A 12672-nucleotide genomic window follows, 5' to 3' on the forward strand; every position below is an offset into this window, starting at 1 on the left:
CGCGGTGACACGGTCGACACGGGGACGAACGATCCGACGCGTAGCGTGCCCACCATGGCAGCCCCGACGCTTCTCGCGATCTCCCACGGCACGTCCTCCGACGTCGGCGCGTCCGCCGTCGCGGGACTCGTCGACGCCGTGGCCGACCGGCTGGACGGCGAGGCCCCGGTCCGGGCCGGTTTCGTGGACGTCCAGCAGCCCGACGTCCCGACGTGCCTGGCCGACCTGCGCGAGACCTCCACGGTGCTCGTGCCGCTGCTGCTCTCGGCCGGCTTCCACGTGCACGTCGACCTGACCGAGGACGTCGACGCAGCCGTCGCGGGCGGTCAGCACGTCACGCTCGCCGGAGCCCTCGGCCCCGACACCCGGCTGGTGGACCTGCTCGAGCGCCGGCTCGTCGAGGCGGGGCTGACCGAGGGCGACGTCATCGTCCTCGCCGCGGCCGGGTCGTCCGACGCCCGGGCGGTCGCCGACTGCGAGCGCACCGGGATCCTGCTCGCCGAGCGCACCGGGCACCCGGTCCGCGTCGGCTACCTCGCCAACGCCACCCCGCAGCTCGCCGACGTCGTCGGGTCCGTCCGCCTCGAGCACCCGGACACCCGGATCGTCACCGCGAGCTACCTCATCGCGCCGGGCTACTTCCAGACGCTGGCCGAGCGCGCCGGTGGCGACCTCACGACGCCGCCGCTGCTGCCGGCCGACGCCCCGGCGCCCCCGGAGCTGGTCGAGATCGTGGTCGACCGGTACCGCGCCGCACGCTGAGGAGCCGCCGTCCCCGCCGCACCCCGGTGCTCAGAGCAGCCGTCGCGCCGCCGCCCACCGGGTGAGCTCGTTGCGGTTCGACAGCTGCAGCTTGCGCAGCACGGCCGAGACGTGGGTCTCCACGGTCTTGACCGAGATGAACAGGTCCGCGGCGACCTCGCGGTAGGTGTACCCGCGGGCGATGAGCCGCATGACCTGCTGCTCGCGCTTCGAGAGGCGGTCGAGCTCGTCGTCGGCCACCGCGACGTCGCCCGCCGCCGTGCCGAACGCGTCGAGCACGAACCCGGCCAGCCGTGGGGAGAACACGGCGTCCCCGCCGGCCACCCGCACCACGGCGGCCGACAGGTCGGACGCCGAGATGTTCTTGGTGACGTAGCCCCGTGCCCCCGAGCGGATCACCGCCACGACGTCCTCGGCGGCGTCGGACACCGACAGCGCGAGGAACCGCGTCCCGGCGAGCAGGTCGGCGCAGCGGCGCACCACCTCGGCACCGCCCCCGCCGTCGCCGCCGGGCAGGTGGACGTCGAGCAGCACCACCGGGGGCCGGTGCTCGTGCACGACGGCGACCGCCTCGTCGACGTCCGCCGCCTCCCCGACGACGCGGACCCGCCCGTCGAGGCTCGCGCGGACGCCGGTGCGGAACATGTGGTGGTCGTCGACGAGGACCACCGGTACCGGCGTCTCGGTGGCAGGGCTGGTCATGACCGGGCTCCTTCGGTCTCGGGGGCGGACGACGCCGAGTCGGGCGACGGGTTGGTGCGTGCGTCGGCCGTGCGCGGCACGAGCAGGTGCACCTCGGTGCCCCAGCCGGGCCGGCTGGTCACCTCGGCGGTCCCGCCGCGACGCCGGACCCGGCCGAGGATCGACTCGCGCACGCCGAACCGGTCGGGCGCGACGTCGTCCACGTCGAACCCGTCGCCCCGGTCGCGCACGAACACCTCGACCGCGGCGTCGGTCACCTCCAGGTAGACGGTGACGGGCGCGGCACCGTGCACGACGGCGTTGACCAGGGCCTCGCGGGTGGCCTGCAGCAGCGCGGTCGTGGTCTCGGTCGGCGGGCAGTCGCCGACGGCGACGGTCTCGATCTCGGCGGCGCGGCCGTCCTCGACCTCCCCCACCAGGGAGCGCAGCTCGGCGGCCAGCGACGTGCCCTCGGCGGGCCGGTCGTCGTACAGCCACTCGCGCAGCTCGCGCTCCTGGGCGCGCGCCATCCGGGCCACCTCCTCGGGGTCTCGGGCCCGGGCGCGGATGAGGGACAGCGTCTGCAGCACCGAGTCGTGCAGGTGGGCGGCGATGTCCGCCCGTTCGGCCTCCCGCGCACGGGCGGCCCGCTCGTCCCCGAGCTCCCGGACCAGGCGAAGCCACCACGGGGCCAGCACCAGGGCCACGCCCACGAGCACGGCCAGCGAGGCCAGCGTGACGGTGAGCAGCTCACCGGGCGGGGTGCCCTGGACGAACAGCAGCAGCACGCCCGCGGTGACCAGCACGAGGCCGCCGGCCAGTCGCAGCAGCATCCCGGACCGCGACGTCGGCACGTCGCCCGCGCGGGCCCGCTGGACGGCGTCGAGCTGGCTCCAGGCCAGGACCGCACCGCCGCCCACGATGAGCAGGGGGAGCCAGGTCGAGGGCAGGTCCCAGCCGGCACGCACGGCGACCAGGACCAGCGCGCCGCCGAGCAGCAGGACGCCCACCAGCACGTCGCGGCGCGACAGCGCCTGGACGGTGCCCGTGCGCCGCAGCCGGGGCGCCAGCCGCGTGACGGCGGCGGGCCGGGCAGCCGCCGCCGCGTCGTGCGGGTCACCTGCCGGCACCGTGACCCACCAGAAGGCGTACAGGACCAGGCCCATGCCGCCGGAGAGGGCCAGCAGGACCATCGCCAGCCGGACCGCCCACACCGGCGCACCGACGTGCGCGGCGACCCCGGCGCACACGCCGCCGACCCACCGTCCCTGGCGGGGGCGGCGCAGCGGCAGGCGGTCGGGACCGGGTGATGTCACCCCCTGATCGTGGCACGTCAGGGTGCCGGCCCGCGCCGGATCCGGGGTCGCGCCCGGCCGAATCAGGGTCGGTTCAGGGGCACCCCCGATGCCGGGACGGACCGCGCGGGAGCAGCATGGAGACATGACCACGAACGAGACCCCACCACCCCCGGACGGCGGCACCGGCCCCGCCGGCGACCCCGGTCCGGGAGCCGCTCCCCCGCCGCCCCGCCCTGCCGGCGACGGCTTCTTCGACTCGTTGCGCCGGATGGGCGTGAGCCGGTCCGAGGACCGCTGGGTCGGCGGCGTCGCCGCCGGCGTGGCCGACCGGTTCGGCCTCGACCCGCTGCTGGTGCGCGGGCTGCTCGTCCTCAGCTTCTTCGTCACCGGGGCCGGGCTCGTGCTCTACGGCGTCGCCTGGCTGCTGCTGCCCGAGCGGTCCGACGGGCGGATCCACCTGCAGGAGGCGATCCACGGCACGTTCGACGTGGCCGTCCTGGGCGGCGCGCTGGCGGTCGTGCTGGGCATCGGCTGGGGCGGCGGGATCTGGCCCTGGTGGGGCGGGTTCCCCGAGTGGATCGCCGCACTGTTCTGGATCGCCTTCTGGGTGGCCGTCGTCTGGCTGGTCGTCCGGCTGGTCCGGTCCCGGCAGCGGGAGCGCGCCGAGGCCGTGGCACCGCCCGGGCCCTCGGCGGCCCCGGGGGCGCCCGGTGCGCCCGGTGCGCCGACCGCCGCGTCCGCGCCGACGGCCTCCGAGTCCACCGGGTTCGAGCCCGCGCCCCGGGTCCACTACGCGCCGGCGCCGCCGGCGGGACCGACCGCCCCGGCGGCGGCGGGCCCCACCGCCGGAGCCCCGTCGGGCCCGGCGGGTCCGGCGGGCCCGGCGGGCCCGGCCGGGCCGACCGGGCCGACCGGTCCCGCGTGGTCCGGGCCGCCCCCCGCTCCGCGGCCCGTGGTCCGTCCGGCCGGCGCCGGGACCGTGGGGGTCGTGGTCGGGCTGTCCCTGCTCGTGGGTGCCGCCCTGCTCGCGGCCGACGTCGTGGCCGGGCTGACGGTCCCCGTGTGGGGGCTGTGGCTGGGGATCACCGTCGGCGTCGTGGGAGCCGCCCTGGTCGTCACGGGCCTGCGCGGACGGCGGGGCGGCTGGCTGACCGCGTTCGCGGTCCTCGGCATCGTCGCGACCGCGCTGACGTGGCCCTTCGCCGACCGCAGCGCGTGGTGGGACGAGTGGCCGTGGGACGACGGGGCGCAGGTCACGACCTCGTCCGGCACCGCCCTGAGCTCCGGGGTGGTCACGCCCCGGTCCGTGGCCGCGGCCGAGGACGGGATCCGCGTGCAGTTCGGTGAGGCCCGGGTGGACCTCACCGAGCTCGACCTCACCGACGTCGTGCCCGGGTCCCCCGTCGAGGTACCCATCGAGATGACCGCCGGACGCACCGTCGTCGAGATCCCGGCCGACACGGCCGTGACGGCGTCGGTCGACGTCAGCGCCGGCCGGTTCGTCTGGGACGTCGAGGGCGAGTACCGCACCGTCGACGGGTTCAGCGGCGGCCCCGCCACCTACACGACCGACGAGGTGGACACCGCGGGCGGCGCCGTGCTGCTGCTCGACGTCGACGCCCGTGCCGGAGAGATCGTCATCGAGGAGGACCGATGAGCACCGAGCCGTACCGCACCCCGGGCGACGAGCCCGACACCCCACGGCAGGACCACCCGACCGTCGAGATCCCGCAGGACACCGCAGCGACGGCCGCCGACGGCCCGCCGCACGCGGGGTCGCCCGCCACGGCGGACCCGGCCCCGTCGGCTGCCGGCACGTCGACCGGCACGGCACCGGTCCCCGGCGCGCCGCCGGTGCGCACGGGGCCGCGCGGCAGCACCGTCGTGTGGGGCGTCGTCGTGATCGCCGTCGCCGTCGGGCTGCTCGCCCGGACGGCCGGGGCGAGCGTCGACGCCCAACTGGCCGCGATCCTCCTGCTCGGCGCCGCCGGACTCGTGCTCGTGGTCGGCTCGGTCGTCGGCGCCGCACGACGGCGCCGCCGCACCCCGTCCTGACACCGGACGCACGACGGGCCGGCACACCGTGCGGTGTGCCGGCCCGTCGTCGCTCGGCGGGTCCGGGACCCGGGGCTCAGGCGGTCGAGGTCGACGTGGGACCACCCGTGGGGGTGGAGACGACCGCCGCCGAGGAGCTGCCTCCCAGGCGACTGAACGCGTAGCCGACGAGGATGAACATCACGCCCAGGCCGATCACCAGGGCGCAGACGCCGAAGGCGACGACCGACGTGAACAGCGAGGCCCGCAGGAACGACGCGTTCATGACGGTGTCACGCGTCGGGTCCTCCTGGTCGAGCTGGGCGTAGGTCATCCCGCCCGAGGCCTCCATCGCGTGCTGGTTGATGATGTCGGCCTGGGCGTACGCGGTGAACGGTCCGGCGACCTCCTGGCCGGCCGCCATGCTGGCGTCCTCCGAGACGGTGATCTGCTCGTCGGACAGGGTCGACGAGACGATGAACCAGACGACGACGCCGGCGATGATCATGATGATGCCGGCGACGATGGACACGATCCCGATGCCGCGGACACCCTTGGCGGGTCGGACGGTGACAGAGCTGGACATGAGACTGCCTCTCGTTGCACTCGTGCGATGGTTGATGCCCCTGCTCGTCAACGTACCGCGACCGACCCGCGCGCGTCGCGGCGAAACCCTAGGTCACACGGCTGATCGGCCGGTCATTCACCCGCGACGGTGAACGTGGGCATGCCCCAGCCGAGACGGACCGCCAGCAGGCGCACGGTGAGGATCACCGCGATCGGCACCCAGAACACGACCGCCGGGTCGACGTCGAGCTCCAGCAGACCCAGGTGCACCGCCGCGCCGAGCAGCGCCGCGGTGGCGTAGAACTGGGCGTTGCTCAGCACCTCGGGCAGCTCGTTGGCCAGCACGTCGCGGAACACGCCACCGCCGACGCCGGCCACCACGCCGACGACCGCCGCCGAGACCGCGCTCGCCCCGGCGGACAGCGCCACGTTCGTGCCGATGACGACGAACAGGGCCATGCCGGCGGCGTCGGAGACCTCGATGACCTGCAGCCGTCGCAGCACGTCGAGCGTCCGGGTGCGCGCCAGCGGCACCACCAGCAGGGCCGTCGCCGCGCCGACGAGCAGGAACGTCGGCTCGGTGACCCAGAAGACGGGCGTCTCGCCGAGCAGGAGGTCCCGCAGGGTGCCGCCACCCACCGCCACGGTCGCACCGAGCGCGACGACGCCGACGAGGTCCATCTGCTTGCGGCCGGCGGCGAAGGCACCGGAGATCGCGAAGGCGACGGTGCCGAGGTACTCCAGCACGCGCTGCACGACGCCCAGCGTCGCGGCGACCGTGTCGGACTCGGTCAGGACGGCCGTCGCGAGCTGCCCGGTCACTCCCACTCGATGGTGCCCGGGGGCTTGCTCGTCACGTCGAGGACCACCCGGTTCACCTCGCTGACCTCGTTGGTGATGCGCGTGGAGATCGTCGACAGCACGTCGTACGGCATGCGCGTCCAGTCGGCCGTCATGGCGTCCTCGCTGGAGACGGGACGCAGCACGACCGGGTGCCCGTAGGTCCGGCCGTCACCCTGGACGCCCACCGAGCGCACGTCGGCCAGCAGCACCACCGGGCACTGCCAGATCTCGCCGTCGAGCCCGGCCTTCGTCAGCTCCTCGCGGGCGACGGCGTCGGCCCGGCGCAGGATCTCGAGCCGCTCGGCCGTCACCTCGCCGATGATGCGGATGCCCAGGCCGGGCCCCGGGAAAGGCTGCCGGGCGACGATCGGCTCCGGGACGCCGAGCTCGCGGCCGACGGCCCGCACCTCGTCCTTGAACAGGGTGCGCAGCGGCTCGACCAGGTCGAACTGCAGGTCGTCGGGCAGGCCGCCCACGTTGTGGTGGCTCTTGATGTTGGCCGCGCCCTCACCGCCGCCCGACTCGACCACGTCGGGGTAGAGGGTGCCCTGCACGAGGAACCGCACCTCGGAACCCTCGCCGTGCACGGCGTGCTCGTGCCCCTCGGCGACGATGTCGCGGGCGGCGTCCTCGAAGACGCGGATGAACTCGCGGCCGATGATCTTGCGCTTCGTCTCCGGGTCGCTGTGGCCCTCCAGGGCCTCCAGGAAGCGCTTGCGCTCGTCGCGCACCACCAGGTTGACGCCCGTCGCGGCCACGAAGTCGCGCTCGACCTGCTCCACCTCGCCCTCGCGCAGGAGGCCGTGGTCGACGAACACGCAGGTGAGCTGGTCCCCCACCGCGCGCTGCACCAGCGCGGCGGCGACCGAGGAGTCCACGCCGCCGGACAGACCGCAGATGACCCGGGCGTCGCCCACCTGCGCGCGGATCGCGGCGACCTGGTCGGCGATGACGTTGTCGGGCGTCCAGTCAGGTGCCAGGCCCGCGCCCTCGTAGAGGAAGTGCTCCAGCACCGTCTGCCCGTGGGCCGAGTGCTTGACCTCGGGGTGCCACTGCACGCCGTACAGGCGGCGCCGGCGGTCCTCGAAGGCGGCGACCGGCGACCCGGACGACGTCGCGAGCACCTCGAAGCCCTCGGGCGCCGCGTGCACGGAGTCGCCGTGGCTCATCCACGTGGTCTGGGTGACGGGGGTGTCGGCGAGCAGCATCCCGGCCTCGCACACCTCCACCTCGGTGCCGCCGTACTCGCGGGTACCGGTCTGGGCGACCGTGCCGCCGAGCGCCTGCGCCATGGCCTGGAAGCCGTAGCAGATGCCCAGCACGGGCACCCCGGCGTCGAACAGCTCGGCGTCGACGAACGGCGCCCCCGTGGCGTACACGGAGGACGGGCCGCCCGAGAGGATGATCGCGGCGGGGTCGCGGGCGAGCATCTGCTCCGGCGTCCACGTGTGCGGCACGATCTCGGAGTAGACGTTGGCCTCGCGCACGCGGCGCGCGATGAGCTGGGCGTACTGGGCGCCGAAGTCGACGACCAGGACCGGGCGGGGCGCGGCCTGGGCGGATGCGGTGGCGGGAGCGGTGGCGGGAGACGTCACCGCCTCATCCTATCCGCCGGCACGTGCCCGCTGCCGCCACGACCCGTCACGCCCCGAGCCGCTCGCGCAGCTCGCGGGCGGCCCGCTCGGGGTCGGGGGCGCCGGTGATCGCCCGCACGACCACGACCCGCCGCGCCCCGGCCTCGAGGACGGCGTCGAGTCGGTCGGCGTCGATGCCCCCGATGGCGAACCACGGCGTGGTCGGCGCGGTGGCGGCCACCTCGCGCAGCAGGCCGAGCCCGACGGCGGCCCGACCGGGCTTGGTCGGGGTCGTCCACAGGGGTCCGACGCAGAAGTAGTCGACGTCGGGGTCGGCCTCCGCGGCGGCCGCCTGCGCCGCCGAGTGCGTGGACCGCCCCAGGACCGGCCCCGGACCGAGCAGGGAGCGCACGGCCGGCACCGGCAGGTCGCCCTGGCCCATGTGCACCGCGGGAGCGTCGGTGAGCCGGGCCACGTCGGCACGGTCGTTGACCGCCCGCAGCGCGCCGTGCTCGGCGGCGACCCGCGCCACCAGGGCCTGGAGCTCGAGCTCGCGGGCGACGTCGAGGGACTTGTCGCGCAGCTGGACCGCGTCGACGCCGCCGCTCAGCGCGGCGTGCAGGAAGTCCTCCAGGTCGCCGCGGTCCTCGCGGGCGTCGGTGCACAGGTAGAGGCGGGCGTCGGCGAGGCGGCTGCGAGGAGCGGGAGTCGTCATCGTGAGCGAGTCTAGGGACGGTCGACGGGCGAGTAGGGTGACCGGAGCACGGGAGCCCGCAGGGGCTGAGAGGGCGCACGGCGCCGACCGTCGAACCTGATCTGGATCATGCCAGCGAAGGGAGCACCGTGGACCGTCACTCGTCGGCGCCGCACGGCGTCCGCGACCTCGTCGTGGTCGGCGGCGGCATCATCGGCCTGGCCGTGGCCTGGCGGGCCCTCGAGGCCGGCCTGAGCGTCACCGTCCTGGACCCGGACCCCGGCGACGGGTCCACGCACGCCGCCGCGGGCATGCTCGCCCCGGCCACCGAGGCCGAGTTCACCGAGGACGCCGCGCTGCACCTGCACCTGGCCGGGGCCGCACGCTGGCTCCCGTTCGCCGCCGACCTGGAGGCCGCCGCGGGCCGGGGCGTGGGGCTGCGCGAGTCCGGGACGCTGACGCTCGGCTACGACGAGACCGACGTCGCCCTGCTGCGCCGGGTCCTGGCCCTGCACGGCCGGCACGGGGTGGCCTCGGAGGAGCTGACGATCGCCGAGGCGCGCCGGCGCGAACCGCTGCTCGGCCAGCGCGTGCGCGGAGCCGCCTGGGTCCCCGGCGACCACGCCGTCGACCCCCGGGCCGTGCACGCCGCGCTCTGGCGCGTCGTGGCCGCCCACTCCCGCGGCGCCGTCGTGCCGCGCGCCGCGGTCCGGCTCGAGCAGCAGGACGGCCGGGTCGTCGGGGCCGTCGACGACACCGGCGACCGGCACCGCGCCGGCTCGACCGTCGTCGCCGCCGGGTGGGCGTCCGCCCCGCTGCTGGCGGAGGTGCCCGGCGTGGCGGTCCCCGTGCGGCCGGTCAAGGGCCTCACGCTGCGGCTGCAGGCGGACCCCGAGCTGGCGCCGCGCCACGTCGTCCGCGGCCTGGTCCAGGGGCGGCCCGTGTACGTCGTGGGACGCGAGCCCGCGACCGAGGGGCCGTGGGCCGGGCACTGCGAGCTGGTGATCGGCGCGACCTCCGAGGAGAACCCCGACGACCGTCGCGCACCCGCCGGCGGTGTGTTCGCCCTCCTGCGCGACGCGCGCGCCCTGCTGCCCGCGATCGACGAGGCCGCGCTGGTCGAGGCCACCCCGCGGGCCCGGCCGTCCACGCCGGACAACCTGCCCCTGGTGGGCGCGACGCACGTGCCCGGACTGCACCTGGCCACCGGCCACTACCGCAACGGCATCCTGCTCGCGCCGCTGACCGCGGAGGTCGTCGTGGCCGGGCTGACCCGCTCCTGGTTCGCCGTCGACGTCGCCACGACGGACCCACCGGCCGTGCTCGCCGCCCTGCGGGCGACGGACCCCCGCCGGTTCCCGCCCCGCGCACCCGACCCCCGCACCCCCGACGGAGCCCCCCGATGAACCCCGCGCACCAGCACGTCGACCCCGCCGCCCGTGCCGCGCCGGGTCCCCCCGCCCCCGCGGGCACCGCCCGGGTGAACGGCGAACCGTACGACCTCGGCCCGACGGGCGAGCTGCCCGTCACCGAGCTGGTGACCCGCCTCGTGCCCGGGCACGTCGTCGACGGGGTGGCCCGCGGGGTCGCCGTCGCCGTCGACGACGTCGTCGTGCCGCACGGCACGTGGCGGACCGCCGTCGTCCGCGCCGGGGACCGCGTCGAGATCGTGACCGCCGTCCAGGGCGGCTGAGGAGGAGCCATGACCACGACCGGAACGACCGACCTGCGCACGGACGTCGGCGCCCCGCTCGTCGTCGCCGGGACCGAGATCGCGTCCCCGCTGGTGATGGGGACGGGCGGGGCCGCCAACCTGCTGACGCTGGAGGAGGCCCTGGTCGCCTCCGGCACCGCCCTGACGACGGTGGCCATGCGCCGCGTCGCGCCGCGCGCCGGCGGCGAGGCGGCCCGGGACGCCGGGATCTGGGGTCTGCTCGAGCGCCTCGGCATCCGCGCCCTGCCGAACACGGCCGGCTGCTTCTCGGTGCGCGAGGCGGTGCTCACCGCGCAGCTCGCCCGGGAGGCCTGCGGCACGAGCTGGGTCAAGCTCGAGGTGATCGCCGACGACGTCACGCTCCTCCCGGATCCGGTCGGGCTCGTCGAGGCCGCCGAGGAGCTCGTCCGCGACGGGTTCGTCGTCCTGCCCTACACGAACGACGACCCGATCCTGGCGCGTCGCCTGGAGGACGTCGGCTGCGCAGCCGTGATGCCTCTCGGCGCGCCGATCGGGTCCGGGTTGGGCATCCTCAACCCGCGCAACATCGAGGCGATCGCCGATGCCGCGCACGTACCGGTGATCCTCGACGCCGGCATCGGCACCGCCTCGGACGCCGCGCTGGCGATGGAGCTCGGCTGCGCCGGCGTGCTCCTCGCCACCGCCGTCACCCGGGCCGAGGACCCGGTGCGCATGGCCCGCGCGATGCGGCTCGCCACCGAGGCGGGGCGGCTCGCGGCGGGCGCCGGCCGCATCCCGCGGCGCGAGGGTGCGCTGGCCAGCTCACCGGCGGAGGGCCGGCTGGACCTGTCGCTGTAGCGGCGGCTCAGCCGAGCAGCGCCGGCACCCCGCCGACGACGGAGCGCGCGTCGACGCCCTCCGCCCGGGCCACCCGCGCGACCCGGGTCGACCGGGGGCCGGCCGCGCACACCAGCAGCACCGGCCGGTCGGTGGGCAGGGCGTCCAGGGCGCCGCGCGCGACGTCGTCGGGCCTGCCGGCGGCCGTGCCCAGGAACGTCCCGCTGGGCACGAGCCGGGCGCCGTCCACGGGGCGGACCCGCGCCTCCCACTCCTCGCGCACGTCCACCAGGACCGCGGGCCGGTCGGCCGCGAGCAGGGTGCGGGCGTCGGCGGCGCTGACCTCCAGGTCGCCCGGGACCGCCGTGCGGCCGGGTCCCGGGACGGCCGGGGCCAGTCCGCAGAACGCGGCGTAGGCGTCGTCGCCGGCCAGCAGCTCGGTGACCGGCTCCCGGCCGGGGTCCGGGCGGACGACGAGCTCGCGCCAGTCGGCGGCGAGTGCGTCGTGCACGGCCAGGCGGCCGTGCAGCGGCTCCCCGACGCCGGTGACCAGCTTGACGGTCTCGGTGGCCATCGCCGAGCCGACGGTGCCGCACATCGCACCGAGCACGCCGCCGGTGGCGCAGTCCGGCACGACGCCGGGCGGCGGCGGCACCGGGAAGACGTCCCGGTAGGTGACGCCTCGGCGAACGCTCCGGGCGCCGTCGGCCGTCACGTACCGCGGGGCGCCCCAGAAGACGCTGACCTGGCCGTCGAACCGGTCGATGGACCCCCACACCACCGGGACGCCGAGGATCTCGGCCGCGTCGGAGACCAGGTAGCGGGTCGGGAAGTTGTCGGCGCCGTCGAGCACGACGTCGTACCCCCGCAGCACGTCCAGGACGTTGTCCGGGGCGAGGCGCAGCACGTGCTCCACCACCTCGACGTGCGGGTTGACCTCCGCGACCGTCGCCCGTGCCGAGACGGTCTTGGACCGGCCCAGGTCGGACTGGCCGTGCAGGACCTGACGCTGCAGGTTGGTGACGTCCACGGCGTCGTCGTCGACGATCCCGATCGTGCCCACGCCCGCCGCGGCGAGATAGAGCAGCGCCGGGCTGCCGAGCCCGCCGGCGCCGACGACCAGCACGCGCGCGGCCGCGAGCCGCCGCTGGCCGTCCGGGCCGATGCCGGGCAGCGCCAGGTGCCGGGCGTACCGGTCCAGCTCGGCGCCGGTGAGCTCGCGGGTCGGCTCGACGAGCGGGGCGAGGCGCCCGGGGGTGCCCTCCGTGCCGCCGTCGTGCACCGTCACGCCCCGTACCGCTGCGCGAGCGCCGCGAGCTTGGCGTCGGCGTCGGCGTGCACCCGCTTCTCCAGGACGAACGACATCACCGGGACGACGCCCGCGAACACCATCGTGGTCAGCCGGCCGAAGCCCCAGCGCATCTTGGCCCACAGGTCGAGCACCGTGACCAGGTAGACGACGTAGATCCACCCGTGCGCGAACGGGACCCAGCCCATGTAGTCGATGACGGCCTGCACCGGCACGAGGTACTTGAAGACCATCTCGACGCAGAGCACGAGCAACATCACACCGGTGATGATCGCCAGCACCCGGTAGCGGGCCAGGGCGCCGCGCGCCTTGCGGATAGCGGTCGCGGCCTGCTCGGTCGTCGCGGTCGGGGCGTTCTGCTCGGTGCTCACGGCACCAGGATAGGCGCGGAAAAACCG

At 75.9% G+C, this 12672-nt stretch carries 14 protein-coding genes and 1 riboswitch; of the genes, 6 read left to right on the top strand and 8 right to left on the bottom strand.

Going from position 1 to position 12672, the window contains the following annotated elements:
• Positions 1-54 precede the first annotated feature (54 nt).
• Positions 55-762 (top strand): sirohydrochlorin chelatase, encoded by a 708-nt coding sequence (locus V5O49_RS11930; RefSeq protein WP_332902429.1) that lies wholly within the window; start codon positions 55-57, stop codon positions 760-762.
• A 30-nt stretch (positions 763-792) separates the two neighbouring features.
• Here V5O49_RS11930 and V5O49_RS11935 read toward each other — a convergent pair whose 3' ends face one another.
• Both V5O49_RS11935 and V5O49_RS11940 read right to left on the bottom strand, forming a co-directional pair.
• On the bottom strand, positions 793-1464 hold the full coding sequence (locus V5O49_RS11935; RefSeq protein ID WP_332902430.1) for a response regulator transcription factor: 672 nt from the start codon (positions 1462-1464) through the stop codon (positions 793-795).
• The gene (locus V5O49_RS11940) at positions 1461-2759 is read right to left on the bottom strand and encodes an ATP-binding protein (protein ID WP_332902431.1); all 1299 of its coding nucleotides are present in this window, start codon (positions 2757-2759) and stop codon (positions 1461-1463) included. Before V5O49_RS11940 ends, V5O49_RS11935 begins: the two co-directional genes overlap by 4 nt.
• A gap of 124 nt (positions 2760-2883) precedes the next feature.
• Here V5O49_RS11940 and V5O49_RS11945 point away from each other — a divergent pair, with 124 nt between their 5' ends.
• Both V5O49_RS11945 and V5O49_RS11950 read left to right on the top strand, forming a co-directional pair.
• Positions 2884-4398 (top strand): PspC domain-containing protein, encoded by a 1515-nt coding sequence (locus V5O49_RS11945; RefSeq protein WP_332902432.1) that lies wholly within the window; start codon positions 2884-2886, stop codon positions 4396-4398.
• Entirely contained in the window at positions 4395-4796 is a 402-nt protein-coding gene (locus V5O49_RS11950) for a hypothetical protein (RefSeq protein ID WP_332902433.1), read from the top strand. Before V5O49_RS11945 ends, V5O49_RS11950 begins: the two co-directional genes overlap by 4 nt.
• Positions 4797-4872: 76 nt before the next feature.
• On the opposite strand, the gene V5O49_RS11955 is transcribed toward V5O49_RS11950, so the two are convergent.
• The 4 genes from V5O49_RS11955 to thiE form a co-directional block, all read right to left on the bottom strand.
• Positions 4873-5361 carry an aromatic ring-opening dioxygenase LigA gene (locus V5O49_RS11955; RefSeq protein WP_332902434.1) on the bottom strand — a complete coding sequence of 163 codons (489 nt, stop codon included), beginning with the start codon at positions 5359-5361 and terminating at the stop codon, positions 4873-4875.
• 113 nt (positions 5362-5474) lie between these two features.
• A complete protein-coding gene (locus tag V5O49_RS11960; RefSeq protein ID WP_332902435.1) occupies positions 5475-6164 on the bottom strand; it encodes a trimeric intracellular cation channel family protein in 690 nt (229 codons plus the stop codon).
• A complete protein-coding gene (gene guaA / locus V5O49_RS11965) occupies positions 6161-7780 on the bottom strand; it encodes a glutamine-hydrolyzing GMP synthase (RefSeq protein WP_332902436.1) in 1620 nt (539 codons plus the stop codon). Before guaA ends, V5O49_RS11960 begins: the two co-directional genes overlap by 4 nt.
• A gap of 46 nt (positions 7781-7826) precedes the next feature.
• Positions 7827-8474 carry a thiamine phosphate synthase gene (gene thiE, locus V5O49_RS11970; protein ID WP_332902437.1) on the bottom strand — a complete coding sequence of 216 codons (648 nt, stop codon included), beginning with the start codon at positions 8472-8474 and terminating at the stop codon, positions 7827-7829.
• Between the two features lie 38 nt (positions 8475-8512).
• Positions 8513-8614: riboswitch (TPP riboswitch) on the top strand.
• Here thiE and thiO point away from each other — a divergent pair.
• The 3 genes from thiO (at position 8603) to V5O49_RS11985 (ending at position 10986) form a co-directional block, all read left to right on the top strand.
• Positions 8603-9859 (top strand): glycine oxidase ThiO, encoded by a 1257-nt coding sequence (gene thiO / locus V5O49_RS11975; RefSeq protein ID WP_332902438.1) that lies wholly within the window; start codon positions 8603-8605, stop codon positions 9857-9859. (Overlaps the previous riboswitch by 12 nt.)
• Entirely contained in the window at positions 9856-10146 is a 291-nt protein-coding gene (thiS, locus tag V5O49_RS11980) for a sulfur carrier protein ThiS (RefSeq protein ID WP_332902439.1), read from the top strand. Before thiO ends, thiS begins: the two co-directional genes overlap by 4 nt.
• A 9-nt stretch (positions 10147-10155) precedes the next feature.
• Positions 10156-10986, top strand: a complete 831-nt coding sequence (locus V5O49_RS11985) for a thiazole synthase (protein WP_332902440.1) — start codon at positions 10156-10158, stop codon at positions 10984-10986.
• Positions 10987-10993: 7 nt separating this feature from the next.
• Here V5O49_RS11985 and V5O49_RS11990 read toward each other — a convergent pair whose 3' ends face one another.
• Together V5O49_RS11990 and V5O49_RS11995 are read right to left on the bottom strand one after the other, a co-directional pair.
• A complete protein-coding gene (locus V5O49_RS11990; RefSeq protein WP_332902441.1) occupies positions 10994-12253 on the bottom strand; it encodes a ThiF family adenylyltransferase in 1260 nt (419 codons plus the stop codon).
• Positions 12250-12645 carry a DUF3817 domain-containing protein gene (locus tag V5O49_RS11995; protein WP_278236596.1) on the bottom strand — a complete coding sequence of 132 codons (396 nt, stop codon included), beginning with the start codon at positions 12643-12645 and terminating at the stop codon, positions 12250-12252. Before V5O49_RS11995 ends, V5O49_RS11990 begins: the two co-directional genes overlap by 4 nt.
• Positions 12646-12672 lie beyond the last annotated feature (27 nt).

It is taken from the genome of Isoptericola haloaureus (genome assembly GCF_036689775.1).
Classification (GTDB): Bacteria; Actinomycetota; Actinomycetes; order Actinomycetales; family Cellulomonadaceae; genus Isoptericola; species Isoptericola haloaureus.